Source organism: Sphingomonas sp. BL-S-28 (assembly GCF_055521515.1).
In genome coordinates, this window is sequence record NZ_CM145483.1 from 1,393,206 (window position 1) to 1,419,413 (window position 26,208).

The 26,208-nt window shown below is 65.2% G+C and carries 21 protein-coding genes; 5 read left to right on the forward strand and 16 right to left on the reverse strand.

Annotated elements, in window-relative coordinates; all coding sequences use genetic code 11:
- The first annotated feature begins 27 nt into the window (after positions 1 to 27).
- Positions 28 to 1,479 carry a CYTH and CHAD domain-containing protein gene (locus tag ACZ1JC_RS05890; protein WP_465138862.1) on the forward strand — a complete coding sequence of 484 codons (1,452 nt, stop codon included), beginning with the start codon at positions 28 to 30 and terminating at the stop codon, positions 1,477 to 1,479.
- 38 nt (positions 1,480 to 1,517) lie between these two features.
- Here ACZ1JC_RS05890 and ACZ1JC_RS05895 read toward each other — a convergent pair whose 3' ends face one another.
- The 6 genes from ACZ1JC_RS05895 to ACZ1JC_RS05920 all read right to left on the reverse strand — a co-directional run bounded on the left by ACZ1JC_RS05895 (position 1,518) and on the right by ACZ1JC_RS05920 (position 10,865).
- On the reverse strand, positions 1,518 to 2,810 hold the full coding sequence (locus tag ACZ1JC_RS05895) for an MlaA family lipoprotein (RefSeq protein ID WP_465138861.1): 1,293 nt from the start codon (positions 2,808 to 2,810) through the stop codon (positions 1,518 to 1,520).
- 214 nt (positions 2,811 to 3,024) lie between these two features.
- The gene (locus tag ACZ1JC_RS05900; RefSeq protein WP_465140283.1) at positions 3,025 to 3,846 is read right to left on the reverse strand and encodes a 3-deoxy-manno-octulosonate cytidylyltransferase; all 822 of its coding nucleotides are present in this window, start codon (positions 3,844 to 3,846) and stop codon (positions 3,025 to 3,027) included.
- Positions 3,847 to 3,881: 35 nt separating this feature from the next.
- Positions 3,882 to 4,871 carry a KpsF/GutQ family sugar-phosphate isomerase gene (locus ACZ1JC_RS05905; protein WP_465169047.1) on the reverse strand — a complete coding sequence of 330 codons (990 nt, stop codon included), beginning with the start codon at positions 4,869 to 4,871 and terminating at the stop codon, positions 3,882 to 3,884.
- A 1,711-nt stretch (positions 4,872 to 6,582) separates the two neighbouring features.
- Complete coding sequence (locus ACZ1JC_RS05910; protein ID WP_465138859.1) at positions 6,583 to 7,887, reverse strand: replication initiator protein A; 1,305 nt, start codon at positions 7,885 to 7,887, stop codon at positions 6,583 to 6,585.
- Positions 7,888 to 8,509: 622 nt separating this feature from the next.
- A complete protein-coding gene (locus tag ACZ1JC_RS05915; RefSeq protein ID WP_465138858.1) occupies positions 8,510 to 9,574 on the reverse strand; it encodes a ParB/RepB/Spo0J family partition protein in 1,065 nt (354 codons plus the stop codon).
- A 145-nt stretch (positions 9,575 to 9,719) separates the two neighbouring features.
- A complete protein-coding gene (locus ACZ1JC_RS05920) occupies positions 9,720 to 10,865 on the reverse strand; it encodes an AAA family ATPase (protein ID WP_465140282.1) in 1,146 nt (381 codons plus the stop codon).
- Between the two features lie 442 nt (positions 10,866 to 11,307).
- Between ACZ1JC_RS05920 and ACZ1JC_RS05925 the strand changes: the two genes are divergently transcribed.
- Positions 11,308 to 12,414, forward strand: coding sequence for an acyltransferase family protein (locus ACZ1JC_RS05925; RefSeq protein WP_465138857.1), 1,107 nt, complete (start codon positions 11,308 to 11,310; stop codon positions 12,412 to 12,414).
- 200 nt (positions 12,415 to 12,614) lie between these two features.
- Positions 12,615 to 13,265 carry a twin-arginine translocation pathway signal protein gene (locus tag ACZ1JC_RS05930; RefSeq protein ID WP_465138856.1) on the forward strand — a complete coding sequence of 217 codons (651 nt, stop codon included), beginning with the start codon at positions 12,615 to 12,617 and terminating at the stop codon, positions 13,263 to 13,265.
- Positions 13,266 to 13,318: 53 nt separating this feature from the next.
- On the opposite strand, the gene ACZ1JC_RS05935 is transcribed toward ACZ1JC_RS05930, so the two are convergent.
- The 5 genes from ACZ1JC_RS05935 to ACZ1JC_RS05955 form a co-directional block, all read right to left on the reverse strand.
- Positions 13,319 to 13,996, reverse strand: coding sequence for a GntR family transcriptional regulator (locus ACZ1JC_RS05935; protein ID WP_465138855.1), 678 nt, complete (start codon positions 13,994 to 13,996; stop codon positions 13,319 to 13,321).
- On the reverse strand, positions 13,993 to 15,168 hold the full coding sequence (locus ACZ1JC_RS05940) for an alpha-hydroxy acid oxidase (protein ID WP_465138854.1): 1,176 nt from the start codon (positions 15,166 to 15,168) through the stop codon (positions 13,993 to 13,995). The genes ACZ1JC_RS05935 and ACZ1JC_RS05940 overlap by 4 nt, the downstream gene beginning before the upstream one ends.
- On the reverse strand, positions 15,168 to 16,490 hold the full coding sequence (locus ACZ1JC_RS05945) for an NtaA/DmoA family FMN-dependent monooxygenase (protein ID WP_465138853.1): 1,323 nt from the start codon (positions 16,488 to 16,490) through the stop codon (positions 15,168 to 15,170). The genes ACZ1JC_RS05940 and ACZ1JC_RS05945 overlap by 1 nt, the downstream gene beginning before the upstream one ends.
- A gap of 113 nt (positions 16,491 to 16,603) precedes the next feature.
- A complete protein-coding gene (locus ACZ1JC_RS05950) occupies positions 16,604 to 17,338 on the reverse strand; it encodes a 4-carboxy-4-hydroxy-2-oxoadipate aldolase/oxaloacetate decarboxylase (protein ID WP_465138852.1) in 735 nt (244 codons plus the stop codon).
- Positions 17,311 to 18,291, reverse strand: coding sequence for a hydroxyacid dehydrogenase (locus ACZ1JC_RS05955; protein ID WP_465138851.1), 981 nt, complete (start codon positions 18,289 to 18,291; stop codon positions 17,311 to 17,313). The genes ACZ1JC_RS05950 and ACZ1JC_RS05955 overlap by 28 nt, the downstream gene beginning before the upstream one ends.
- Before the next feature lie 169 nt (positions 18,292 to 18,460).
- On the opposite strand from ACZ1JC_RS05955, the gene ACZ1JC_RS05960 reads away from it, so the two are divergent.
- A complete protein-coding gene (locus tag ACZ1JC_RS05960) occupies positions 18,461 to 19,384 on the forward strand; it encodes an SMP-30/gluconolactonase/LRE family protein (RefSeq protein ID WP_465138850.1) in 924 nt (307 codons plus the stop codon).
- 4 nt (positions 19,385 to 19,388) lie between these two features.
- Here the strand turns inward: ACZ1JC_RS05960 and ACZ1JC_RS05965 are convergent, their stop codons facing one another.
- The gene (locus ACZ1JC_RS05965) at positions 19,389 to 21,014 is read right to left on the reverse strand and encodes a family 43 glycosylhydrolase (RefSeq protein ID WP_465138849.1); all 1,626 of its coding nucleotides are present in this window, start codon (positions 21,012 to 21,014) and stop codon (positions 19,389 to 19,391) included.
- A 17-nt stretch (positions 21,015 to 21,031) separates the two neighbouring features.
- Entirely contained in the window at positions 21,032 to 22,603 is a 1,572-nt protein-coding gene (locus ACZ1JC_RS05970) for a GH39 family glycosyl hydrolase (protein ID WP_465138848.1), read from the reverse strand.
- A 349-nt stretch (positions 22,604 to 22,952) separates the two neighbouring features.
- On the opposite strand from ACZ1JC_RS05970, the gene ACZ1JC_RS05975 reads away from it, so the two are divergent.
- Positions 22,953 to 23,735, forward strand: a complete 783-nt coding sequence (locus ACZ1JC_RS05975; protein ID WP_465138847.1) for an IclR family transcriptional regulator — start codon at positions 22,953 to 22,955, stop codon at positions 23,733 to 23,735.
- 92 nt (positions 23,736 to 23,827) lie between these two features.
- Here ACZ1JC_RS05975 and ACZ1JC_RS05980 read toward each other — a convergent pair whose 3' ends face one another.
- From ACZ1JC_RS05980 to ACZ1JC_RS05990, 3 genes are all read right to left on the reverse strand, one after another.
- Positions 23,828 to 24,118, reverse strand: coding sequence for a hypothetical protein (locus ACZ1JC_RS05980; protein ID WP_465138846.1), 291 nt, complete (start codon positions 24,116 to 24,118; stop codon positions 23,828 to 23,830).
- A 48-nt stretch (positions 24,119 to 24,166) separates the two neighbouring features.
- A complete protein-coding gene (locus tag ACZ1JC_RS05985) occupies positions 24,167 to 24,481 on the reverse strand; it encodes a hypothetical protein (protein ID WP_465138845.1) in 315 nt (104 codons plus the stop codon).
- A 137-nt stretch (positions 24,482 to 24,618) separates the two neighbouring features.
- A complete protein-coding gene (locus ACZ1JC_RS05990) occupies positions 24,619 to 26,196 on the reverse strand; it encodes an MFS transporter (protein WP_465138844.1) in 1,578 nt (525 codons plus the stop codon).
- Between the last annotated feature and the right edge of the window lie 12 nt (positions 26,197 to 26,208).

The following is a 26,208-nucleotide window of genomic DNA, read 5'->3' on the forward strand; positions in this document are numbered from 1 at the left end:
TTTCCGTCAAGAGGGCGGAGATCCGGGATGACTGCGAGCGCGGCTGACGAAGAGGAACTGAAGCTTGAACTGACGCCGGAAGGTGCCGATGCGCTGGAAGGCGCGGGCCTGTTCGCGTCTTCGCCCACGGCGGTCCAGCAGGAATCGACGTATTTCGACACGCCCGACCACGCGCTTTCGCAGGCCGGGCTGTCGCTGCGCATCCGCCGCAGCGGCAGGCGCCGGGTGCAGACGGTGAAGGCCGATCGCTCCGCCGCCGGCCTGCTGGTCCGCTCGGAATGGGAGTGCGAGGTTTCCGGCGACTACCCTATCCTCGACGCGGATAGCCCGGTCGCCGCGCTGCTGGGGCCGCAGACCGCCACGCTCTCGCCCGTGTTCACGGTGGAGAACCAGCGGCGGATCTGGGTGGTGAACGGCGTGGAAGTGGCGCTCGACCGGGGCCGGATCGTCGCCGGCGACCGCTTCACGCCGATCTGCGAAGTGGAACTGGAGCGCAAGGGCGGCGATCTTTCCGCCCTGTTCGACCTTGCCCGCAAGATCGACGCCGTGGCGCCGGCGCGGATCAATGTGCTCAGCAAAGCGGAGCGCGGCTATCGCCTGCTGGGCCCGGCCGCGCGCGCCGTGAAAGCCCTGCCGATCGACCTGACCGCCGAGATGACGGCGGGCGAGGCATTCCGGGCCATCGTCGGCGCCTGCATCGGCCAGTTCCATCGCAACCTGCCGGCGATCCTGGACCATGACGATGCCGCCGCGCTGCATCAGGCCCGCGTCGCGATCCGCCGCCTGCGCTCGGCACTGACGATCTACAAGGCGATGCTGGCCGAAGATCGCGTGGCCGCCAGAATCGGCCGCGAACTGCGCTGGCTGGCCGGAAAACTGGGAGCCGCGCGCGAAGTGGACGTGGTGATTGCCGATGCGCGGGATGCCGATCTGCTTGCCCGGCTGACCGCCGCACGCACCCGCGCCTATGCCGGGGTCGGCATCACCTTGCGGTCCAAACGCACCCGCGCGCTGATGCTGGATCTGGCCGAATGGATCGTGCTGGGCGACTGGGCGGCAAAGCCCGCCCATGCCGACACACGCGACCAGCCGGTCTGCGCCTTCGCTGCAAAAACGCTGCGCCATCGGCGCAAGGTATTGAAAAAACGGGGCCGCGATCTGCCATCGCTGGACGATGAAGCGCGGCACGAGGCACGCAAGGCGGCTAAGAAGCTGCGCTATGCGGCCGGCTTCTTCGCCGCGCTCTATACCGGCAAGCAGGCCCGCCGCCGCGACCATTTCGTGGACGAACTGGAAAAGCTGCAGGACCGTCTGGGCGTGCTCAACGATCTGGCCAGCGCGCCGGCCGTGGTGGAGCGGCTAGGCCTGAGCGACCTGCCCCGGGCGAGCGATCTTGTCGCACGCGGCGACAAACCCCGCCTCGTCAAATCCGCGGCCCGCGCGATGGACACTTTCGGCGAAACGAAGCGCTACTGGTAAGCGGCTCGCCGCGGATATCCCCTGCGTCCGCCGGGCAATCAGGGCTGGGTTTCGAGTAGCGCCGGATTGCCCTGAGCCTGTGACTGCGGCTGAACAGGCAGCGTCTGGGTGGGCGTGCCGCCCTGCCCTGCCGCGTCAGGCACGGCCGGCACGGGCGGCGTTACCGGAACCGCGCTTGGCCCAGATGCGGGCGCTGCAGCAGGCGCTGCTGCCGCCGGATCAGCGGGAACCGCGGCCGGCTGCTGCGCTTCTGGCGCGGCTTCGTCCTTCTTCTTCTTCTTGCCGGGGGTTTTCATGCCCGGCCCGTAGACCGGCACGACATTCGGCGTCACGCGGCCATGCAGTGCGTCGATTTCCGCCTGACGCTGCCGCAGATAGAGTTCGCGATAGGTCGCATAGGGGTCGTCCGTCGCGCGGATGCGGTTGATCTCTTCGTCGAACGCGCCGCGCTCGCCCAATTGCCGCACCACGCTCATCGGCAGCGCCACTTCGGGCTTGGTGAAGGGCTTGCCGATCAGCGTGGGCGCCAGCACCAGATTGTCGATCGTATCGCCAATCAGATCGCGCACGGTGGTCGGGCCGACAAGCGGCAGATACATGTAGGGCCCCGGACCGATGCCGTAGAAGCCCATCACGTTGGCCAGCCCATTGGGGCGATAGGGCAGATTGAACGGCTTGCGCTTGGCGACATCGACGAAACCGGCGACGCCCAGCGTGGTGTTGATCACGAAGCGCCCGGCCGTTTCCGCCGCCTTGCCCGGCTTCAGCTGCAGCATGTAGGCCAGGAACACCACAGGTTCATTGAAGTTATTGAAGAAATTGCGCAGGCCCTGACGGATCGGCCGCGGAATACCCTTGTTGTAGATCTTGGCGACCGGCTCGATCACTGCCTTGTCCACCGCCTGCACGGCCTTGAACGATTCGACGTTGATCTGCTCCAGCGGATCACCCGGCGACGGCCGGCGGTGGCGCACGATGATTTCCGAGCCCGCCATCGTCGGGTCGGAATTGTCGTTGGCAGGCGTATTTTCGCCGGTCTGCGCGGATCCGAGCGTCGGCAGAGAGGTCGCCGGATCGAAAGTGGTCTGTTGCGGCGCGCTCTCGGCGCTACCGAAAGTCGGCAGCACGATGGGAAGCGGGGCCGCCTGAGCGGGTGACGTCTGAGTGGGCGACGTTTGGGCCGAAGCTTCAGCCGAAGCGCCCGCCGGGGCTTGCGGCGCCGTGGTACTTTCGACGGTGGCCTGCGCCAGATTCGCGCCCATCGTCGCGGTCGCGGCGTCGGGAACCGGCGAACCCATCATCAACACGACAGCGGCAACCGTCACGCTCATTCGATCATCCTTGTCGGGCGGCGCACGTCATGTACACGCCGGCCATCCACGCCTGTCCGTGGACGCGGCTCCTTTGGCGGGGGAATTTGGAGCGCACATTATCGCGGCTAAGCGGGATTGCGGCTTTCGTCAATTGCGCGGCACGCGAATGACTTGCTGGTGCGGCAGCCGGAGCAGCGCCTGCGATGCCATTTCAAAGGGCCGCGCAAGCTGCTCAGGCAATGCCCCTTTCCTTCAGAATGGCTTCGATTACCGGCTTGTCGCCCGGATTGTTCAGCTCGATCGCATCCCACGCCAGCGGATCGAGCTGGACGACGGTGATCGGCAGGCCAAGGTCAAGGAAGCGCAACTGCTCCAGACCCTCCAACTGTTCCAGCGCGCAGGCGGGCTCGGCCGCATAGCGCGCCAGCGCGGCCGGACGATAGGCATAGAGGCCCAGATGGAGGTGTACGGGCGGAAATTCCAGCGCCGCCGCTTCCGGCGGCAGATGCGGCACCACCCGCTTGGAGAAATAGAGTGCGCGGCCGCGCCCATCGACCACCACGGTGGTGCCACCCACCCTGCCCTCGGCCTGGTCCTGGGTGAGATGGGCATAGACCGTGCGCGATGCCCGCACCGCCGGCGTGGCCATGACCGCGCCGGGATCGCGCGCCAATTGCGCCACCAGCCCCGGGATCACGCTTGCCGGCGATAGCGGCGCATCGCCCTGCAGATTGACGATGACGTCGGCCACCGGGCCAAGCTTGGCCACGGCTTCCGCGCAGCGCTCGGTACCATTGGCGCAATCGGGAGAGGTCATGACCACCTGCCCGCCGAAGCTTTCCACTTCGTCGGCAATGCGCGAATCGTCGGTGGCGACCCACACGCCCGCCGCGCCTTCGACCGCCATCGCGCAGTCCCAGCTGCGGCGGATCAGGCTGCGCGCCTCGCCGGTCGCGCCGGTCAGCTTGACCAGCGGCTTTCCCGGGTAGCGGGTGGACGCATAGCGGGCGGGAATAATGATCGCGAAACTGGAATTGGCCCCCATGTCGACCATCGTGTCCGCCACCTTGCCGGCTATCGTGTCGGAGTTCACGCCAGGCCCATGCGCAGGAAGTCGTGCAAGTGGATGATGCCGACGGGCAGCTGGTTCCCGGTCACCATCGCCTCGTCATTGATCGCCACGCAGGCGGCTTCGTCATCGGCAACGACGAAGGCGCAGGTGATCTTGGAATCGTTGAGGAAGCGCAGGGCATCTTCCGCCATCATGCCGGCGCGCACGACCTTGGGCCGCCGCGTCATCACATCGCGCGCGCGAAGCTGGCCAAGGTCGCGGAAATGGCGGCGAAGATCGCCGTCGGTAATGATCCCGACCAGTCTGCCCGCCGGATCGACGACGCCGGCGATACCGAAGCCCATCGACGTCATCTGCGAGATGACCTCTTCCATCGGCATCTCGCGATCGACCAGCGGCAGCTTGTCCCGGCCGTGCATGAGCTGGCCCACCGAAGCGAGGCGCAGGCCGATCGTACCGCCGGGGTGCAATTCCCTGAAGCCGTCGCGCGAAAAACCGCTGGCATCCATCAGCACCATGGCCAGCGCGTCGCCCAGCGCCAGTTGCTGGGTCGTCGAACTGGTCGGCGCGATGTTCGAACTGCAGGCTTCCTGCGCCTGCGGCACCAGAATGCAGACGGTGGAGCGGCGCTGCATCATCGAGCCTTCGCCCGAAGTCACCCCCACAACCGGAATGCCGCGCCGGTCGGCATGATCGAACAGCACCTGGAATTCGGCGGTATTGCCCGAATTGGAAAACGCCAGAACGACGTCGCCTTCCACCAGCATGCCGAGATCGCCATGCGCGGCCTCGCCGGGATGGAGGTAGATGGCGGGAGAGCCGGTAGCCGCGAAGGTCGCGGCGATCTTGCGTCCGACATGGCCGGACTTGCCGATCCCGGCGACCACGATGCGCCCGGTGGCTAGGCCCAGCAGTTCGCACGCGGAAACGAAGTTGCGGTCCAGCGACGCCGCCAGATCGTCAAGCGTCCGCGCCTCGATCCCGATAACGTCGCGCGCCCGCGCCAAAACCCCTTCGCTTGCTCCAACGGCCTTAAGCACTACTGACGATGCCAAAACGAACTCCCCTTGCCCGTGAACGAAGACCCAGCCATTTGCGAGCTTCTCGCACCGAAGCTGCACCTCACCTGACTAACTCTTCGCGTCGGCATAATTTTCAACGCTCTACGCGTTATCTCTCGCAATGCAGCATGTAAATGCCGCAAGCCGTTCCCGCGGTGAAAACGTTGAGTGAAAAAATTTCAACACGCTGAATCGGTTGATCTATTTTGCACGCAGCGCCGCGTTTACCTTGCCGCCGATGTCAGAATGACAGAATTTTCACAGTACTGACGGCATTTTCATCTCCATCGGCACGCGGCACCCATCGGGTTTACGAAGCCTTGGCAGCGAAATGCGCTGGAAACGCATCGCCTGCGGTAGTCACGCGGCGTTAGCTGCGGAAGTTATTCTCTCTCATTGCATCGCCGTTCGCTCCGTTGCAGTGCCGGGGCGCCGTCCCCTCGCGCGACCGGCCCCGTTCCATGGACGGAGCGAGCGAGTGGCAGCCTTGGTGGCTCCGGTTGCGGCAAGCGATTCTCGGCGGCAATATTTGCGCGATTTTTGCCCAAATATTAGGCAGCTTCAGGGCTTCATACAGAGCCTTTTTGTCACCACTTGGACTGGTAGGTCATCCGGGCGGTTCACGGCCTCTAAGGGGCCTTAAAATCGAAAATCCAGCTTTTCCCGTTTTGTTCCTCGCCGGAAAAACCGAAATTCTGGGTTTTCCTGCTCGAACCAAGTTTTCAGGCCCATTCGTTCGGTTTCCGTCCCTCGAACGCCAGCTCGGAGCGAGTATCCACCTCGGCGCTGTTCGACCGAGGCGAAAGTTGGGCGATAGTCTCCCCGGCTTCCAGTTATCGTCTCGAAATGCAGTCGGCCGGTGCGTCGCGATCTCCGTGCACGGGTTCGACGGCGAGGCAAGAAGTCCGATGGCGGGGCATCGATCCGAGAGCCGCAACTTTCATCGTCAATGCTTGTCCAAAACTCTCAGCAGCAAATCGACGCCCTCCCCTGCCCGGCCGTACACGTCCGTGGCCTGCAGTTCGGGCGCCGCCGTCAGGAGGCGGTGTGGATGTGTTCTCGTCGCTGCGGTGCCGGGCGAGGCGCTTGGAATGTCCTATCAAACGCTTTGCTATGTTGGATCGGGGCCGGTCCTCGTAGGCTTCCTATGGCGCCCGGAACGAACCTCGGGGCTAGATCTCCACTTGCACCCAGCCATTGCTGGCAGTCCAAACTGGCCGGTGCGGTGTATCCCGCGCGGGCCTGTAACCCCTTCCAGATTATCCAGCAAAACCTGAAGCTTCTGTGCGGTTAGAATCCTTTTTATAGATTCTGTTACAAGGTTACGCGCCGGTTTGACCGCGATCAGCCCTGCATTTCCGCTGAGTCGCGAAAAAGTGCCGTTCCCGATATGCCGTCAATGCGTTCCCGGAGTGTCGATGATGGCGTTCCCGGAGTGTCGAACATGTGTTCCCGAAGGGTCGAAGATGCGGGTATGACGGTTCCCGTTGTGTCGAAGGACCAGCAAAACCGGCAATTTTTCGGACTTTGTTGAAACACTTTGTTGGATTGCCCGGCGAAGAAGGTTCAAATTCCAACTTCGCCTTCGCCGCGGGTAACCCGTGAAACTTGCTCTCCTGGTCCGACGCGACACTTCGGGAACGGCATCTTCCTCCCATCATCCGCGCAGCGTGCGGCCGTGCTTTTCGTGATGGCGGCGGACCCAGCCGACGAACGCGCGCTGCCAGTCGGCCGGCGTCCGATCGGGGCTGGCGCCAACCCAGCGTTCGAAATCGGCATGAAGCGCGTGGAGATCCCAGCCCGGACATTCGCGGCGGAGCAGGGCCATGGTCTCGTCGGTCATGAACCCGCGCGTGGCGGCATCGGACAGGCCGACGATGGTCGAACGGATCAGCTTGCGGGCATCGACCACATGTTCGGGATCGGCCTCTTCCTCGTCGCCCAGGGCCTGCGGGACGGCCCGGCGCGGCGGCAGTGCAGCCTTGGGCAAGGCGGTCCGTTTCCCTGGGGAAACGGGCCGGGCGGAAAGCGCCGCGGTGGTTTCCGCCGTATCGGATTGGGCTGCGACCTGTGCGGCGGCTTCGGACTTGCCGGCACCTTCGGGCAGCACTGCCCCTGCCCCGCCCTTCCCGTCCACGCGGCGCATGCGCAGCAGCGGCTCGCCGTCCTTGGCGGTTTCTACCGCGAGGGCATAGCCGGGCAGTTCGTCCTTTTCGGCGAGCTTGAGCATCTCGAACTTGAAGCGGCGGTACTGCCCCTCGGCACCGGACTTCTCGAACAGCACCGGCATGGAGATCGCGAAGCCTGCCTCCCCTGCCCCGCCGGCATGTTTACGCGCGACGCGGTAGAGCCAGCGTTCGCGGCCGCCGGTGATATCGAAGTAGGCGCGATCGATGGAAAGGACGCCGCCCTTCATCATCACGCCTTCCCAGAACCAGTTGGACAGTTCCAGCGTCATCCCGCGCGAACGCTCGGTCTTCTCGTCCACCAGCTGGGTCCAGCCATCGAGCCAGGAGAACGTCGCCTCGCGCCGGTTCTCCGCACGGATATTGGTCTTGATGGTGGTGGAAACCAGCCGGTCCAGCGCCTGGCCCAGCAATTCGTAGGCGCGGCCGGTGGTCGGACGGCCGATCGCGCGCAGCAGGTCATAGGGCATGATGTTCAGCTTGCGCGGAACGTCGTTGGCGCCGCGCCGCGCCATGTCGGCCAGCATGCTGGCGCAATAGATCAGGATGTCGGCATCCCAGATCGTCGCCATGCCGTAATCGGGATTGGCGCTGACGTGGACCCACAGCTTGCCGTCAGGGCTGGTATAGTCGATCGCCTTCACGCGTTTCGACTTCGCCAGGCTGAAGAAGGGGCGTTCCATCATCTCGCGCTGATCGCGCAGCGGCAGCTCCGCGATGTAGGGCAGGAACATGTCGAATTGTTCGGAGGCCGTCTCCGATTTTTGGCGGCTCATGATCGGGTTCCGACTGGATAGAACTGGGACATTACGAATGGTCAGGGCGTGCCTTCCCCCTCGTTTCCCCGGGGAAACGCAGGCGCCGGCAATCCTGGTGATTCCCGCCATCATGGCAGGGTGGGGCAGGGGAGAGCAAATCGGCGGCCACTACGCCTGTGAAGAACTCCGCCGGGCCCATCGCCATGACGCGAACCTTGCCTTGTCCAAGCCGCGATCGGGGGGCGGGTGGAGGCGTACGAAACCGGACGTGCCTGTTCGCTACTTTGCCGGATAAGCGGCGGTTTCCCCGGGGAAACAGCGGGGCCGGAGGAAGGGGCGATAGGCCCAAAGGTAGCTACCGAAGAAGACGGCAGGGGAGGGGCCTCAAAATCGCAAGCCGCACTTGCAAAACGGAGCGCCGAGAAAGCTCTTCGCGCGCATTTCGCCCGGTTCAGTTTCTGCTAGCGAACTGGATCAAAGGTGCAAGCGTCATCTCTGCCCCTTGCTTCGCCGGAGTGTTTCCCCGGGGAAACAAAGGGACCGACTGCACGCTGCTTGCCGCGCACGAAAAAGGGCGGAGATTTTCATCCCCGCCCCGTGGCTACCATCTCACAGCATCCAGGCCTCCCGGCCTGGGTCATTACGGACGCAAGCCGCGACCTTCCTCTTCGAGAAGATCAAGCAGATTGCGCACCGCTTCGAGCACTTCGTCACGTCGAGCCCCCGAACCGGCATGAAGGCGCATCGTCACGCCCTGGCGGTTGCTGGACTGAACCGAGGCGACCGGACGCCCATGGCTGGACAGGACCGACTTCGGTTCCGGACGGACGCGGCCGGCTTCGGGGGCGGCGAGCAGCGCCTTGATCACATCGGCCGCCGCCACGCCGGGACGACCACCCGACCGGCGGCTTGCCTGTTCCCTCGCCAGACGCTGCGCTTCCTTGCGGATCGCCGGCGCCTTTCCGGAATCGTCCAGCGCCTGTGCCAGCGGGTAGGCGGGCTTCAACTGTACATCGGCAGGGGAGGCGAAAGCATCCAGCACCGAATCCGGGATCGCCGCGACCTTGAGCATTTTCGACAGCCAGCCCTTGGACAGCTTCAGCCGTTCGGCCATGCGCGTCATGTGGTTGCCGTAATGCTGCTTCAGCGCCTCGGCATAATTGCGCGCGCGTTCCAGGTCGGACACGTCCTTGCGCGCGCGGTTCTCCAGATCGGCCAGGCGGAACGCGGCTTCGTCATCCAGCTGGACGACCTGGGCCACGAAATGCATGTCCGGATAGGAATGGGCACGCAGCCAGGCGACCGACCAGTGGCGGCGAGTGCCGGCGATGACCTCGAAATCGTGATCCGGATCGCCTTCGATGCGGCGGACCACCGCGGGGACCTTCTGGCCACCCTCGGCGATCATCGAATCGATCAGTTCGCGGCAGGATTCTTCCGAAAGGTGGGCATAGCTGCGGGCGTTCCCCGGCCAGGGGCGGACGCGCGCCGGGTCCAGCAGCAGCTGCGTGACCTGCCGAACCTCACCGCTGGCAACCCGGGCCAGCGCGCTTTCGCGGCCCAGCAGAGTGGTGCCGCGCGAACGTTCCGCCCGTGGCGCCGGCGGGGGAGGGGGGCTGGCCGCCTCGTCCGTGGTGGTCGCTCCGGTCTCGATCTCGTCGTCGGAGAGCAGCGCGGCGAGATAGTCTGATTGCTTGCGGGCCATGGCTTACCTCGGAGAACGCACTGGAAAAGAAGGATATTCAGAAAAGAACATATCAGGAACTATAAAATCCGGCCGCGTTCCCGAAAGAACGATGCCCGCAGGAGCGCCTGATGGGGCGGTTCTTGCGCGGCCGGGGTGCCGGCTGTCATCCATTGACCAGCATATCCTCATCCACCTTCTGGGTGCTGCGGCCCCAGCCGGTGCGCACCAGCTGTTCGATCTGGCCCAGCGCTTCGTCCAGATTGGCGCGGCAGCGCTTGTGCGTGCGGGCCGTGCCGATCGGCTTTTCCAGTTCGTAGACGGTCATCATCCGCATCGCGGCATGGCTGATTTCGGCGCTTTCCAGGATCGGAACCGGCAGCAGGGCCGGGCCGAAGGTCTGTTCCATGATCGTGCGGACCATGTCGTGGCTGGGATCGTTGCCGTCGAACTTCGAACAGATCAGGCGCACGAACGAATAGTCCACCTCGATCCCGGCGCCGGTCAGCTGCTCCAGCACCTGGTCCATCATCGAAAGGAACTGCACGGTGGAGCAGAAGTCGGGAGTGGTCGCCGCCAGCGGCACCAACAGCGAATTGGCCGCCTGCATGACCGCCAGGCTGATCGTGCCCAGCGCCGGCGGCGGATCGAGGATCACCACGTCGTAATTGCGGGCGAGATCCATCAGGCCCTTCTTCAGCTTGCGGAATCGCGCCGCGAGCACCGATTGACCGTCCGATCCGGCCGCCGCCAGTTCGTATTCCACGTCGAACAGCTCAAGGTTCGACGGGATCAGGTCCACATTCGGCCAGGGCGTGCGCTTCACCGCGTAGAGCAGGTCCGCCTGCGTCGGGTCGATCGACAGATAGGGGTAAAGCGTCTCTTCGCGGGTGATGTTGAAGTGCGGGTTGAAGCCGAACAGCGTGGTGGTGGTGGCCTGGCTGTCGCAATCGACCACCAGCACCTTGTAGCCGTGCACTGCGAAATAATGCGCAAGATGCGTGGTCACGGTGGACTTGCCGACGCCGCCCTTGAAGTTCTGGACGGCGATCATCGCCGGAATATCCAGCGGCGCGCGCGCGGGCGAGGCGCCCAGCACTTCGCGCATGTGCAGCATTTCCTCGACCGAATAGCCGAGGCGCCGGCCGTTTTCGCCGGCCGGAGGCGGGGGCAGGCGGCCGTCGTCCTCTGCCATGCGGATACGGTTGGTCGAACAGCCGAGCAATTGCGCCGCTTCGGCAATTCCGGTGCGGACATTGAGCCCCTTGCGGCTTTCGGGCAGAAAGGCCTTGCGGCGCAGACGCTCGATCATTTTCTCGCCGGCGTCGGCAAGATCGCCGATCTGCGAAAAGACGGCATTCGATTCAGCCACGCGGAACTCCATTGAAGCACTTTTGCGGCAACAATAGCCAATTTCATTCAATCTGGCAATGAGATGAAGGCTATTGCTACTTGTAGTCGTATTGGCGCGGGGTGAGCGCAATATCTTGCGTTCGGCGGGTTCTGGACCTCTTCCGCCAGACTGGTCGCGGCAGGGTTTCGCGGTGCCAAAATCGGGCTGAAAAGCGTGCTGGTGCGAATCTGCAATCCCTATGGCTAGGTATACCCCCAAGGGAGAATCACCAGGGGTACCCGCCCAGTGCCGGCTACCGCATTTGGCGGGCATAGTCGGGACATTGTCGGGGGGCACGGTAGGGAAGCGCAGCCGGTGCGGCGAAGCGCCGCCCCGCGCCGTCACGCGGATGATGTCAGCCATGTCTGGAACGCAATTCGAAGGAGCGCGGCGATCCGGGGCAGCGAACGGGCATCGCCGGGGCAGGGCATCAGACCCGGCCGCTGCCGGCGGGGAATACTTCACCCTTGTCCACGCGCTGCGCGGGATCGCGGCGTCCTGGGTGCTGCTGTTCCACTTCGACAAGAGCACCGCGTTCGACCGCGCGCTGAGCCTGCTGCCCGCGGGCCTGCGTTATGTGCTGTTCGGCTACGGTTCGGCGGGGGTGGCGATGTTCTTCGTGATTTCCGGCTTTGTCATCGCCCACAATCTGGCCCGCCGGCAGATGACGCCGACCGCGTTCGGCCAGTTCGTCGTTCGCCGGTCGGCGCGGCTCGATCCGCCGTACTGGGCATCGATGGTGCTGGCAGTGGCGGTAGGCACGCTGGCGCATCGCCAGTTCACGGCGGGGCAGATCGGGCTTCACATGCTCTATCTGCAGGAACTGGCCGGAGCGGCGGAAATCCAGTTCGTCTACTGGACGCTGACCTACGAAGTGCAGTTCTATCTGGTGACGGCGGGCGTGCTGCTGGCGACCCACCGGTTTCCGGCGTCGAAACAGCCGATCTGGGGGATGCTCTATCTGCTGGCGCTCTATTCCGCGCTCAATCGCGAATGGGCCCCGCACGGGCTGTTCGTGACGCTCTGGCACGCCTTCATGGCCGGGCTCTGCGCCTATTGGGCCGGGCGCCGGGGGGGAAGCGCGGTGCCGCTGATCCTGCTGGTGATGGCGATGGCCTGGGGGGCGGAGAACAATCCGGCGGTGTTCGACATGCCCGCCGCGCTCACCGCGCTGCTGCTGTTCGTGGCGGCCCGCACCGACAGTCTGGCCGTGCCGCTGCCGGGCTGGCTGGCGGGGCTGGGGACCATCAGCTATTCGCTTTACCTCGTCCACGATCCGGTACTGGAAGTCTGCACCGCATTGTGGCGCAGGATCGACGGGCCGCCCCTCGCGACCTGGATCGCCGCCGTGGCCACGCTGGGGGTTTGCCTGCTGGCGGCGGTGCTGTTCCACCACGCGGTCGAGAGGCCCAGCCACGGACTGGCGAGACGGCTGTTCCGAACGCCGCGAGAGGCGATGGCGGGGTAACGAAGACGCCCGCCATTGCAGACGATGCCGGGCGGCAATAAAATGAGGTCATGAGCGTTCAGGGAAGCTGTCACTGCGGCAAAGTATGATGCCTTTTCCCCCGCACTCATAGATCCCGTCTATGCGGCCCATGGTTGCAGGGCATCTAGGCCCGGATGGCCGTTCTGCGCTCTATGCGGCTCTGGAAACGGAGCAAAGATATGACCACCCGGGCCGCACGCGGCGTGACGTTGACAATCCTGATCATGGCCGCATCGGCCGCATCCGCCGCCGAAGTGCCGACCGCGAGCGCGCCGCAGGCGGCGGTGTCTGCGCCCATCAGGCAAACGCCGAGCAGGGCGCTTGTCCCTGCCGATTTCGCCGTTCCGACGCTGGTCGAAACCGGCAATTTCAGGATCGAGCCGCTCGGCCCCAAGTTGGTAAGGCTCGATTTCGACGCCTACATGTCCTCTATCGCGCATTTGCAGAAGACCTTCAGCCGCAGCACCGCCTGGCCCCATGAAGGTATTTCCGATGCCGAGGCCATGCGCGACATGGAAACCGAACAGGCCAGATTTGCGAACCGGCAATCCTTTGCCTATGCGGTCCTGACGCCCGACGGAAAGCGGGAGCGCGGCTGCGTCTACGTTCGGCCCAGCCGGGTGGACGGCTACGATGCGGTGGTCACGATGTGGGTGACCAAGGCCGACTACGACGCCGGTTTCGAGGCCGAGCTTTACCAGTGGGTGAACGACTGGATCCGCAAGGACTGGCCCTTTGCCAAAGTCGCCTATCCCGGCCATGCGATCGAATGGGGCAAGTGGGATGCCATGGTCGCGGCCCAGAAGGCCGGGAAAGCAACGCCGGAATAGCGGATTAAAGCATTTCTAATCAGGTGGAATCACCTGATGACTCGGAAAATGCTCTAGCGCGTCTGGCTGAGCCGATGCGCATGGCGCTGCAGGCCGATCCGCGTGCGGCGGATATGCAGCACCAGCGCGGCCTGTGCGGTTTCGACTTCGCCGCGCACCACCGCGTCGTAGAGCAACTGGTGCTCCACATCGTGCGTGCGGCTGCCGCTGGCGAAGGCGAGTTTCAGGTAGGCGCGGCGATAGCTTTGCGTCGTATCCCAGACGCGCTCGACGATCTGGGCGAGCAGGGGGGTCTCATGCCGGCGATAGGTGATCCAGTGGAATTCGCGGCCCAGCGCGATGGCCTCATCGATATCGGTGACTTGCTCGTTACGCTCCATCACTGTCTTGAGGTCGGCGAAATCGGCCTCGGTCAGGCGCGGCATGCTTTCGGCGAGTAGTAGCGGTTCGATCCGCTCGCGGATTTCGTAGGAAATCTCCAGATCGCGCATGGTCAGGCTGGCGACGCGCGCACCGGCATTGGGGCGCATGACGACGAGGCCGCGCGCCTCCAGCATCCGCAGCGCGTCGCGCACGGGGATGCGGCTCGTGTCCAGTTCGGCGGCCAGTTCGTCCTGCTTGATCCGCGCGCCGGGGGCGAGGTCGCCCGCAAGGATGCGTTCGGCGAGGATGTCGGCAATGCGCTGGCTGGCGGCGCCAGATGAAGTCGGGTCGGAGGGCGGCGTGGTCATGCGTGGTCCTGCATAGCCTTGGCCACGGGCTGGAGGAAAGTGCGGTCGAGTTCGCCCAGCCGGGTGATCCCCAGCATGGCCATCGCCACATCGATCTCCTGCGCGAGCAGGGCGAGGGCATGAGCGGCGCCTGCCTGCCCCCCGGCCGCGCAGCCATAGAGTGTCGCGCGGCCGATCATCACCGCATCGGCGCCCAGCGCGATCGCCTTTAGCAGGTCCGCCCCGCGGCGCACGCCGCTGTCGAACAGAACGGTCGCCCGGCCCGCCACGGCATCGACCATGGCGGGCAGCACCTGGATGGCGGGGGGCGCGGAATCGAAATTGCGGCCGCCGTGATTGGAAACGGCGATGCCGTCTACCCCGTGATCGATGGCGCGTCGCGCGTCGTCGGGGTGGAGCAGGCCTTTCACCACCAGCTTGCCCGGCCAGCGGCGGCGCAACTCGTCCACGTCCTTCCAGTCGACCGAGGCGGAATTGGCGACGCGCGCCACTTTGCCGGTGACTTTCCCGCCCACCTCGGCCGGATAATTGGCGAACTGCGGCAAGCCGCCCGACAGCATGTAGCGCCCCATCACCGAGGCCAGCCAGCGCGGGCGGCGCAGGAAATCACCGACAAGGCGGGCATTGGGCCGGATCGGGTTGGACATGCCGGCGCGGCGGTTGAATTCGCGCAGGGGCCAGACCGGCGTGTCGACCGTCAGCACCAGCACGTCGGCACCGTTTTCGCGTGCGGCGTCGACCACCTGCCAGGACAGGTCGCGTCGTTCCCACAAGTACATCTGCATCCAGTGGCCGGCAGTCGCGACTTTGGCGATATCGGCGAAGCTGGTGGTGGAACTGGTGGTCTGGGTGAAGGGAATGCCGGCAGCGGCAGCGGCCGAGGCGATGGCGCGCTCGCCATGATGCCACATCAGGTCGGCAATGCCGGTGGGCGCGATCACCAGCGGCAGGGGCTGGCGGCGGCCGAACAGCGTGATCTCGGCAGAGCGCGCGGAAACGTCACGCAGCGCGCGCGGGGTGAGGTGGAGCGATTGCAGGGCGGCGACATTGCGCCCGATCAGCAGGTCGTCCTCCGTGCCGCGCTCCATGAATTCCCAGATCGCGCGCGGCAGCCGCCGGTGGGCGAGGGCGCGCAATTGGGCGATATTGTGGGCTTTCCCGGCTATCGCCATCAGGTGAGGCCGAGATTGGCGGCGAATGTCGTGCCTTCGTATTCAGTGCGGAACACGCCGCGCTTTTGCAGGATCGGCACGACCTCATCGACGAAGTGGGTGACGGAGGAGGCCATGACCGTGGGCGTCAGGTTGTAGCCATGGCAGCCGGTTTCGCGCCAGATTGTCTCCAACTGGTCCGCCACTTGCTCGGGTGTGCCGACGATCTGCGGCATGCCGACCGACAGGCCCCACTTGATGGCCACTTCGCGCAAGGTGAAGGGCCGGTCGCCAAGAACCGAGGTGAAGGCCTTCATCAGCCCCTGAGAGGCCTGCGTCGCCTGTTCCTGCATCGGCTGATCGAGTTCTATGCCGGAGAAATCGACGCCCATCGTCCCGGATAGCCGCGCCAGACAGCCGTCGAGCGGCAGGCGCTCGATCAGGTCGTCCAGATGGCGCTGCGCTTCCTCCTCGGTGCCGCCAAGGATCGGCTGCACGCCAAACAGCACGCCGGGCGCCTTGCGGCCAAGGCTGGCGGCGGTTTCGCGCAGCTGCCCCATGTAGCGCTGCATTCCCGGCAGGTTGGGCTGGATCGCGAAGACCACATCGCCATGCTCGATCCCGAAGCGCAGGCCGCGCCCCGATGCCCCTGCCTGAAACAGCACCGGCCGCTTCTGGGGGGAGGGGAGGACCGGCCCCACCGTCTGGCACTTGTGAAACTCGCCCTGGAAATCGACGAACTGAACCTTGGAAGGATCGGCGTAGACGCCCGCCTCGCGATCGGCCAGAATCGCGCCTTCGCCGATGGAATCCCACAGGCGGTAGCAGATTTCCATGTACTCGTCGGCGGCGTCGTAGCGGCGGTCATGCTCCTGTTGTTCATGGCCCAGCGCGCGATGTTCGCCGCGCAGATGGCCGGTGACGATGTTCCAGCCCACACGGCCGCCAGAGAGATAATCCAGCGTGGATAGCTGGCGCACGATCGACCACGGGCGGTACGAACTGGTGGACATCGTCGTGGCAAGGCCCAGATGCTCGGTCGCGGCGGCCAGCGCGGATAGCAGCACGACCGGATCGTGGTTGGGCCAGCAGATGCCGTACTTCACCGCATCCTCGTGGCTGTCGCGATAGCGGTCGAACACGCCGGGGGTATCGGCGAAGAACAGCCCGTCGAACTTGCCGCGCTCCAGCGTGCGGACAAGATCCTGCCATGCCTTCAGGTCGGCCATTGCCGCCAGTCGGTTGTCGCCGGGGGCGGCCCAGCTGAGCACGGTGTGATTGATCGGGGAATGGATCTGGAAACTGACCAGATGCATCTGCCTGTCCGGCGTAATTGCGCCCATGTTCCTCTCCTTGCTTCCTCTCGAACGCCCGGAATTCGGCCGGTGCGATTGTTTCCCCGGGGATACGACCGGGCCCGCGGGGGATGCCGGCCCGGTCGTCCCTGCTTGGACCGCTAGCGGTCCCCTCCCCAGGTGCAGTCGTGAATTTCGATGCCCAGATCGGCGACGATCTTGTCCATGCCGAGGATTTCGAACAGCACTTCGCCCTCGCCGATGCGGCGGCGGAATTCGACTTCGGCGGCGGCGCGCGTTTCGGCCCTGGCGACGGTCTGTTCGATCAGCGCGCGCGGGATCACCAGCACGCCGTCGGAATCGCCCACCACCAGATCGCCCGGCTCCACCCGCACGCCGTCGGCCACCACGGGCACGTTGACGGCGGCCGGTCCGCGCTTCTTGGGATGCTCGACAGAGACGGCGGTGGACCAGACCGGAAAGCCCAGTTCCCGGATCGCGTCGACATCGCGCATGGCCCCGTGGACGACCGTGCCGGCCAGCCCCTTCTGCTTCGCGTAAGTACAGGCAACGTCGCCCCAGAGTGCGCCCTGATGGCCGCCGCCATTGGTGAGCACCAGAACGTCGCCCGCTTCCGCCACCCAGAGCGCGGCGTGGATCGCCAGGTTGTCGCCGGGAAAGTTCCAGGCGGTGACGGCGGGGCCGCACAGCTTCTGCCCGGGAGCGATCGGCACCATCGCCGGGCTCATCAGGCCCATGCGTCCGGCGATCTCGCCCAGTCCTTCGTGCAGGTCGGCGACGCCGAACTTGGCGGCGCGGGAAACCAGTGCGGGATCGGGGCGGGGGATGCGGCGATAGATCACCGACTTTAACGGGGCGGGCAGGGAGGGGGGCATGCGAAAATCTCCGGATTGAGCAGGGTGTCCGGCCGCTCCCCGCGGCTGACCAGATCGACCACGCGGGCGACATTCAGCGCCATGTCGCGCATTCCGGCCTCGGTAACGCCGGCGACATGGGGGGAGAGCAGGCAGTTCGGCAGCGCGAACAGCGGATTGTCAGGGGAAGGGGGCTCGGCATCGAACACGTCGATCCCGGCACCGGCGATCTGGCCGGACTTGAGCGCTTCCGCCAGCGCCGCCTCATTGACGATGCCGCCGCGCGAACAGTTCACGAGGATGGCGTGGGGCGCCATCAGGCCCAGTTCCACGGTATCGATCAGATTGCGCGTGCCTTCGGTTAGAGGCGTGTGGATGGAGATGACGTCGCGCTTCAGCACGTCCGCCAGCGGCAGCGGTTCGACGCCGGCGGCGCGCATGTCCTCATCCGCGACCATGGGATCGAAGGCGGCCACTTCGGCGCCGAAACCCGCGCCGCATATCCGCGCCACGCAGCGGGCGATGCGGCCGAAGCCGATCAGGCCCACGCGCGCGCCGGTCAGGTCTCCCAGTCGCACGCCCCAGCGCTCGTCCCAGCGATTGCGGCGCACAAGTGTATCCATCTCGCGCGTGCGGCGCAGCAGCGCCAGCATCATCGAGACGGCCCCTTCGGCGACGGCGGAGGCGTTGTTGCCGCCCGGCGTATTGGCCACCAGCACGCCGCGCGCGGTGGCGGCGGGAATGTCGATATTGTCCACCCCGGCGCCGTGCTTCACGATCGCCTTCAGGCGGGGCATCGCCCCGAAAACCTCGAGGCCGAGCGGGCTGGTGCGGATCACGATCACACTGGTTTCGGCCAGCCGGGGGTCGTCCCGCCAGTTCGCCGGAGCGATGATATCGTGCGCCCCCGCCATCCGCTCCACGCCGAGGGGATGGATAGGGTCGATAATGCATACGAGTTCGCCAGAACTCATGGGGATTTCGCCTCTCCTCGCCCGTTATGTATACTTTCATGGGCTGTTCGAGTGGTGAAGCCTCTTTTCAGAACGGTCAATGGGCAATAGGTCTGTGGGGCGCCCGGCAGGCATCGAATGCCGTCAGAGCGATGCCCTGCGAAGAGCGGGGCGGGATGAGGAGAGAGAGATGTTCGCTGCGCCGCCCGCCGTCATGGCGGAAGTTTTCTGCCGCATTCCCGATGAATTCCGCCGCTTCGGCGAAAGCAGCGAATGGGCGCGCGTGCAGCTTCACGGTGCCCCGGCGCCGGTATTCCTTGAAGGGCCGGTGTTCGATGCGGCGGGCAACTTGTGGGTGACGGATATCCCCTGGGGCCGCCTGTTTCGCATCGCGCCGGACGGCACTTGCGAGGTCGGCTTCGAATATGACGGCCAACCCAACGGCATGAAATTCCTCTCCGACGGGCGCCTGCTGGTGGCGGACCATCACAAGGGCATGGTGATCTGCGACCCTGCCAGTGGGAAGTCGGAAGTCTGGTTCGACCGCTATCTGCTGGAGCCGTTTTTGGGCTGCAACGACCTGACCATCGCCCGCAATGGAGACATCTACTTCACCGATCAGGGCCAGTCCGGCTGGCAGAACCCCAATGGCCGCCTGTTTCGCGTGCGTGCCGGTACGGGGCGGCTCGAACTGCTGCTTGGCAGCATCCCCAGCCCCAATGGACTGGTGCTCAACAAGGCCGAAACCGCGCTGTTCCTGGCCGTCACCCGCGCCAATGCCGTCTGGCGCTGCCCGCTGGTGGAGGACGGAGAGGTCGTCAGCAAGGTCGGCACTTATATCCAGATGTCGGGCGGCTCCGGCCCGGACGGGCTGACTATCGATGAGGACGACAATCTTGTCGTCTGCCACGTCGGCTTCGGGGCGGTCTGGCTGTTCAGCAACCGGGGCGAGCCGATCTTGCGCATCGATGTGCCGGAGGGGCGCTACACCACCAACGCCGCCTATGGCGGGCCGGACAACCGCTGGCTCTACTTCACGGAATCGAGCACCGGCACCGTCTACCGCGTAGAGATGCCGGTGCCGGGAAGACCTATCTACTCAGCCAGCATTTGAGCCTTCACACTATCGCGCCATTGGCGCGATAGCGGAAATCGCGCAGCCGCACTTCGCCCTTGCCCGCGGCATAGATGCCGAGGCGCAGGCTGAGGAAGCCGCCGAACGTATTGTGATGCAGGCCGGAGACTTCCATGCGCGTGTCGTGCCGCTTCCACGTGCGGCCGTCGTCGTGCGAGTAGTGCCAGGTGATCACGTTCTCGTCGCTGGTCAGCCGCAGGCGAATGCTGCGCGTCTGGTGCGCGATCCCGGCCCACTTCAGCTCCTCCGAATATTCGAAGATCTTCAGCACCGACGGCGTGAAGCCAAGGCCGACATAGGCCTTGTGGTTGTAGAACAGCAGCAGCCCCGCCTCGGCCTCGTCACCCAGCAGGTCCAGCGACACTTCCGCCTGATAGCGGCGGTCCCCGGCGATGCAGGTGAGCGGCGCGGAGTCGGCGGGGGAGGTGCCCGCAGCCGTCAGCACCAGCCCGCCGGGGCGGTAGGCAGCGCGCGGCGCGCCCGCTTCCGGCGCGAAGAAGGTCCATTGCACCCCCATCCGGTCTTTCGAGAAATCGTCGGAAAGCGCAGGCGTGGAAGGGGAGGGCTTGCCACCCGCAGGCATGGGCAGCGGGCGGGAGAGATCGCCGCCCTTGGCCCGGAACCAGCCGTCCGCCGTCCATTCGATCGGCTCCAGCAGGGTCTGCCGGCCCAGTGTGCGCATGCCGTTCTCATAGCCGTGATAGACCATCCACCAGTCCCCGGCCGGACCTTCCACCAGCGTGGCATGGCCGCGCGACCACCAGGGTTCTGCGGTGCTCTGGGTACGCACGATGGGGTTGTGCGGGCAATGCTCCCACGGCCCGTTCACCGATCGGGATCGCGCGGCGATCACCATGTGCCCCGTCACCGGCCCCGCCGTGCCGCCGATCGCGGTGACGAGGTAGAACCAGCCGTTGTGCCGAAGCAGCTTGGGGCCCTCCGGCGCGAAGTTCTCGACGATCCAGTCGTCGGGATAGCGCCAGGGATCGTAGGCCTTTTCCACCGGGCCATCGGTGGCGAGGCCGTCGTCGGTCAGGCGCACCTTGCGGATGCCGTTGGTGAAGAGATAGCGGCGCCCATCCTCACCCACCACGTGGCCCGGATCGATGCAGCCCGGGATGTTCAGGTCCACCGGATCGCTCCACGGCCCGCAAATGTCGTCCGCCCAGATCACGTAGATGCCCCAGGGCTTTCCGTCCGGCGCCGCGGGCAGGTAGATGAAATAGCGCCCCTTGTGCTTCACCAGATCTACGGCCCAGACGCTGCCCAGATTGTGCTGCAGCGCCGGCCCGATCGGCGACCAGTTCACCAGATCGCGCGACTGCCAGATCACCAGGCCGGGATAATAGTCGAAGGAGGAGAACGTCATGTAATAGACGTCGCCATCCTTCAGGATCGTCGGGTCGGGATGATCGCCGGACAGGATCGGGTTGCGATACGTGCCGTTGCCCAGATCGGCCTTGCGCTGGCCCTCTGCGCCTTCGCCCCAGTTCGCGGCGGCGGCAGAGCCGGTCTCGCGCGTGGCAAGCGGCGCGGCCAAGGCGGGCAGGGCAGGCAGCGCCGCCCCGGCAAGCGCGCCCTTGAACACGGTGCGGCGCGTAAGGCTCATGGTGGTTCCTTCTTTGGTCATGATGCGGGCTTCAGCGTCACCAGCACGACATCGTTCGTCTGCATCGGCACGGTCAGCGCCGCCGTGCCGTCGCGGCCCACGGTGATGAACTTCGCCGCTTCCGGCTTGTCTTCGGTTTCGGCACGCAACTGCGCAAGCTGCGCCTCATTGGCCGCATCGGGCATGCCCATGTCGATATAGAGCGAGAGCGGATCGTTGTGCCGATAGCCGGTTCGCCGCGTTTCCACCCGGTACTTGCCGGGCACAAGGTGGTCGAACCGGATATCGAGCGGCGCACTGGCGCGCGCGGGCTGGAGGCGGGTGTAGAACGGCTTGTTGCTCAGCGTCTGGGTGGGCTGGTGCCAGTCCCACACCACGGCGGAAACCGCCTTCCCCTCCCGCGCGGCCAGCGTGAATTCGTCGGTGACCGGAATCGTCCGGCCCCGAAGCGCGTGGAGGTACTTGTAGGCGAACCACGCCGGCTTGCGGATGCCTTCACGGTTCATCAGGCCGAAGCCGCCATGAAACGGCGTGGGCGGCGGGCCGGGTTCCTCGAACAGGTCGGTATAAGTCCAGTAGCTCATGCCCTGGGCCAGCCCGCCGGTCTTCTTCAGCTTGGTGAGGATGTAGGGCGCGCTGACATAGCTGTCGTGCACGAAGTCGCGCGGGGTGTAGCTAGTGCTCCACTCGGTGAAATAGAGCGGAATGCCGGGATAGGCGGAGGCCTCTATCTGCTCCCGCACATGCCGCACGTCGCCGATCACCGCATCGGGGGAGGGGGAGAGCTTGGTGTCCTGCTTGCCCTGTTCGTCCAGAAACCCGCCTTCGACGCCGTAAGTATGCGTCGTCACGAAATCGACTGGCAGCGTGTTCTTGGCGGCATAGGCCAGGAATTCCGGCACCCACGCCGCGCCCGCCGTGGCCGGGCCGCCCACGCGCAGGCGCGGATCGATGGCCTTGATGGTCCGGACGGTGTCGGCATAGAGGCTGAAATAGGCGCCCTGGTCCGCGCCTTCCCAGAAGCCGTCCAGATTGGGCTCGTTCCACAGCTCGAAATACCAGCTGCGCACTTCCTCCGCCCCGTAGCGCGCGCGCATGTGGGTGACGAAGGCATGGACCAGATCGCGCCATTGGGCCGGATCGGGGTGGGAAGTGTTGCCCTTCCAGTAGAACAGCTGCTGGTCCGATGTGCGGATGGCCGCCGGCGTCCAGCCCAGTTCCACGAAAGGCCGAATCTTCTTGGCCAGCAGCGCATCGTAGAGCGCGTCTATCCCGCTCCAGTCATAGACGATCTTGCCGTCCACCTTGCGCACGGTGCCGAGCACGTCATGAAACACGTCGTGAAAGCGGATGTAGCGAAAGCCCAGTTCGTCGGCCGCGATCTTCAGCTGCGCCTGACTGTCGGCGCGCTTCAGGGTGCCGGGAAAGTCGGAGCCCACCGAAAGATCGAAGAAGCGATCGACCGGGCCCGTCGAAGCGGCGGCGTCGATACGGACCTTGCGCGGGGAGGCAGCGTCTTCGGCACGTGCGGAACTGGCTGCGGAACAGGCTAAGGCCAGAGCGATGGCGGACAGGCCGATGGATTTCACGATTTTCCCCTCCCGGCATCCTTCGCGGCGCCGTTTACCGCTTTATGGTAGCGCAAACATTTTTCCCCGCAAGAGGGTCGAAAAGAAGTTTTCGCAGGCGCTGCGAAACCATGCGAAGCCCCGGAAAAAGCGGTTGGACGCACGCTGAACCTCTCCCGGACACCACTCCTCGTGGCCGGGCAGGGCGCATGGCTGTCTTCAATCGAAGAAGGATCGACCTATTCTCGGCCACGGGAACGGGGCTTCGATGAGATCGCAATTGAGTTGACCTTGGCCCGGCAGACTATAGATCGGTGGGACAGGTGGGTATGCGTCCCTCTAAGTGGGGCGCGAGAACGGATTGCTGACAATGACGGCACTGCGCGAAGAAAAGGCCGATGTCGAAGTGAAGGGCACGCAGACGCTGATGCGCGCGCTCGACATCATGGACGAGGTGATCGACGGGCCGATCCGGGCCGCCGATCTCGCCCGCAAACTGGGCATGAGCAAGACGACGGCGCACCGTCTGGCGCAGGCGCTGAAATCGCGTGGCTATCTTTCGGTGACCAGCGACGGCTTCGGGCTTGGCCCCAAGCTGCTGGAACTGGGGGTGATGGCCACCGAACAGATCGACTATGTGCGCGTGGCGCGCCCGTTCATGGAAAAACTGTCGGACGAGACCGGTTTCTGCGTCTTCGTCGGCAAGCGGGAGGGCGACTGGTCCCGCCACCTGGACCGCGTGACCGGCCGCCAGCGCCTGCGCGTGGCCACGGCTCCGGGCGACCGCCGCCCTATCGCCGAGACCGGCCTTGGCAAGGCACTGCTGCTGGATGAGCCGGAAGAGGTTTGGGAAGAACTCTACCGCCAGGCCAATGGCGGCAAGGTTTCGGCCAAGGCGATGAAGGAATATGTCGCCCAGATGCGCGAGCACAAGGCGCGCGGCTATGTGCTTCACGACAGCGAACTGGGCGACGGCGTCCGTTCCATCGCGGCGCCGATCCGCGACGCGCGCCGCCAGATCTGCATCGCCCTCTCCATCGCCAGCGCCGCCCATTACCTGACCGACGACATCGTCGATGATCTTGTCGCCGCCATCGTCGCGACGGCGGGGGAGATCGGTGAGGCTGTGGGCTACCGCGCGCCGCGGCGGTAAGGGCGCTGGGCGGGCACGATCACCGGAAGGAGGCGGGATGCCCGTGGCAGATCACGGGCCCTTATCCGCTCGTTCGTGTGCCCCTCTGCGCCTTATGACGGACTGTTCGGTCCAGCGCTCAAGGTCGCTGCGATCTCTTTTTCGGCGGCAGTCGCTTCAGTGGCAAGCTGACGCAGGGCCTTCGCCGTATCTTCCAGAAGGCCGTCGCCAAGCGGGCGCTCGCCATTGATGAAACGCCGGATCGCCCGCTCGTCTATGCCAAGGCGCCGCGAGAATGCCGTGGTGCCGCCGAAAAGTTGGACGCAATAGGCAAAATGCTCGCGTCGCTCGTCGATGGAAGGTGCTGTCATTGTATCCGCCTGTCGATGTGTTGTCGTTGCCATAAGCTTTCCTGCGCATGAGGCAATGCAGGGTGCTCGCCCGGATGTGGCCTAGTTACCATCCGCATCGACGGTAAAAACCATCGGTTTTCCGCGCGAAGCAGGCTCCCAGCCGGCCGCCAGCGCCGCCCGGATCCCCCGCGCTATGACCGGGTCGCTGATCTGAAGACGCCCGCGCTGCATGCCTTTCAGCAAACGCTTTGGCGGGGGAAACTCCAACAGGGCCCCGCGCTGGGTGTGCTTCTGCAGCAAGGCGATCGTCATGCCCCTCCAGCCATCGGCATCACCCCACTGCGGCTCGCTCCGCAGTTCCCATTCATAGTGAAGTCCATCGACCTCAACGATACCGGCTGACTTGTTGCTCATGGCAGCATGCGTAGCAGGTCTTGGAGCATTTTCTAATCAGATGGAATCATCTGATGACTCGGAAAATGCGGCCAACCAAAAACTTGGAGCAGTTGATCCGATGCAATCGGATCAACTGCTCTAGCGCGCAAACCCACTCAGTGGCCCGCATTGACCGGATTGCCCAGATCGCCGCCGTTGCGCTCTTCCTGTTCGACCAGCGGATTGCGGCCCCAGAGCTGGTCGTAGCGCCAGCCGGACAGGTCTTCCACGATCGCGCCGGCTTCGGGGCTGCTTGGGGTGCGGGCGCCGGAGCGCAAGTGTTCGATCTCGCGCATCAGCACGGCGTGGGTGGCGGGGGAGAGGCGGAAGCGGCGCGATACCAGCACGCCGAACAGCAACATGCCCACGGTGCCGAGGCCCAGCAGGACGGCGATGGTGAGGATCGCGCCATGCGATTGCTGCGGGGCGCCGGAAACGAACCCGCCCGCCTGCATGACGAAGCCGACTCCGGCGACGGCGGCGGCCTGCGTGGCCTTGCGCACGAAGGTCATGACGCCGGCAAAGGCGCCCTCCCGGCGGCGGCCGGTGACGATCTCGTCCACGTCGGCCATGTAGTTGTAGGTCGCCCAGGGGATGTAGTTGAGCGCACCGCGACCAAGGCCGGCCAATGCGATGGGCAGCCAGATCATGGGGCTGGTGGCGGTGATCCCGAAGGTCCACAGGCCGATCAGCGTCAGCGCGCCGGCGCCGAAGCTGGCGGCGGCGATCTGGTAGGCGCGACTGGGTGAGGCGCGCAGGGCCATGTTGATGGCGACGATCACCGCCACGAACTGGACGATGTACATCGTCCCCAGCAGGCCGGAGGCGACGGCGGTGGTGCCCGCCAGCGCGAAGATCACGAAGAAGGTGAAAGCCGCATTGAACACGTCCTGGCTGATGTAGCCGCCCAGATACATGCCAAGGTGCAGGCGAAACGCGCGGATGCGCATCGTGGAGAACAGGTTGCGGTAGAGCGCTTTCAGGGCCTCCAGCGGGCCGGCGGAATGGCGCTGTTCGGCGGGTGGCGGCGCTCCGCCCGGCATATGCCGCTCCCAGCTGAACAGATAGAGCATCGCCGCCGTCACCATGAACAGCGCGGCGAAGATCAGGCCCATGTAGAAGAAGGTATCGGCGCTATCCCGCCCCAGCGCCTCGATCAGCCAGAGCGGCAGGAAACCGGCGAGGATCGCGGATGCCTGCCCGAACAGGATGCGCGATCCGGCGAACTTGGCCTTGGTGCGATAGTCGCTCGACATTTCGGCGGCGAGCGTTTCGAACGGGATGATCTCCATCGCATAGACCAGTTCGAACAGCACGTAGCTGACAAGGTAATACCAGAAGCTCTGCCCCGGCAGCCACATCAGGGCGAAGCTGGGCAACAGCGGAATCGCGGCAAGGATGAAGAAGCGCCGCCGCCCGAACCTGCGGCCGAGTGCGGTGGTGCCGAAGTGGTCGGAGATGTACCCGATCATCGGCGATGCGAAAGCGTCCAGCACGCGCGCCACTGCGAAGATCATGGCCGCCTGCGCCGCCGAAAGCCCGCAGAACTGGGTGTAGAAGATCAGCACCCAGCCGGAGATGACCGCCATCGACCCGGCCCCGAGCACATCGTTCGAGCCATAGGCGAGGTAGTTTCTCAGGCGCACGGGGCGCACGGCCACTTGCTGGCTTTCGGGCACTACAGGATCCTTCACCGTATATGTTCT

Coding starts and splice junctions, on each gene's coding strand:
- ACZ1JC_RS05890 (WP_465138862.1), top strand. CDS start 28: ATGACTGCGAGCGCGGCTGACGAAGAGGAACTGAAGCTTGAACTGACG.
- ACZ1JC_RS05895 (WP_465138861.1), bottom strand. CDS start 2,810: ATGAGCGTGACGGTTGCCGCTGTCGTGTTGATGATGGGTTCGCCGGTT.
- ACZ1JC_RS05900 (WP_465140283.1), bottom strand. CDS start 3,846: ATGGTCGACATGGGGGCCAATTCCAGTTTCGCGATCATTATTCCCGCC.
- ACZ1JC_RS05910 (WP_465138859.1), bottom strand. CDS start 7,887: ATGAGCCGCCAAAAATCGGAGACGGCCTCCGAACAATTCGACATGTTC.
- ACZ1JC_RS05915 (WP_465138858.1), bottom strand. CDS start 9,574: ATGGCCCGCAAGCAATCAGACTATCTCGCCGCGCTGCTCTCCGACGAC.
- ACZ1JC_RS05920 (WP_465140282.1), bottom strand. CDS start 10,865: ATGATCGAGCGTCTGCGCCGCAAGGCCTTTCTGCCCGAAAGCCGCAAG.
- ACZ1JC_RS05925 (WP_465138857.1), top strand. CDS start 11,308: ATGTCTGGAACGCAATTCGAAGGAGCGCGGCGATCCGGGGCAGCGAAC.
- ACZ1JC_RS05930 (WP_465138856.1), top strand. CDS start 12,615: ATGACCACCCGGGCCGCACGCGGCGTGACGTTGACAATCCTGATCATG.
- ACZ1JC_RS05935 (WP_465138855.1), bottom strand. CDS start 13,996: ATGACCACGCCGCCCTCCGACCCGACTTCATCTGGCGCCGCCAGCCAG.
- ACZ1JC_RS05940 (WP_465138854.1), bottom strand. CDS start 15,168: ATGGCGATAGCCGGGAAAGCCCACAATATCGCCCAATTGCGCGCCCTC.
- ACZ1JC_RS05945 (WP_465138853.1), bottom strand. CDS start 16,490: ATGGGCGCAATTACGCCGGACAGGCAGATGCATCTGGTCAGTTTCCAG.
- ACZ1JC_RS05950 (WP_465138852.1), bottom strand. CDS start 17,338: ATGCCCCCCTCCCTGCCCGCCCCGTTAAAGTCGGTGATCTATCGCCGC.
- ACZ1JC_RS05955 (WP_465138851.1), bottom strand. CDS start 18,291: ATGAGTTCTGGCGAACTCGTATGCATTATCGACCCTATCCATCCCCTC.
- ACZ1JC_RS05960 (WP_465138850.1), top strand. CDS start 18,461: ATGTTCGCTGCGCCGCCCGCCGTCATGGCGGAAGTTTTCTGCCGCATT.
- ACZ1JC_RS05965 (WP_465138849.1), bottom strand. CDS start 21,014: ATGAGCCTTACGCGCCGCACCGTGTTCAAGGGCGCGCTTGCCGGGGCG.
- ACZ1JC_RS05975 (WP_465138847.1), top strand. CDS start 22,953: ATGACGGCACTGCGCGAAGAAAAGGCCGATGTCGAAGTGAAGGGCACG.
- ACZ1JC_RS05980 (WP_465138846.1), bottom strand. CDS start 24,118: ATGGCAACGACAACACATCGACAGGCGGATACAATGACAGCACCTTCC.
- ACZ1JC_RS05985 (WP_465138845.1), bottom strand. CDS start 24,481: ATGAGCAACAAGTCAGCCGGTATCGTTGAGGTCGATGGACTTCACTAT.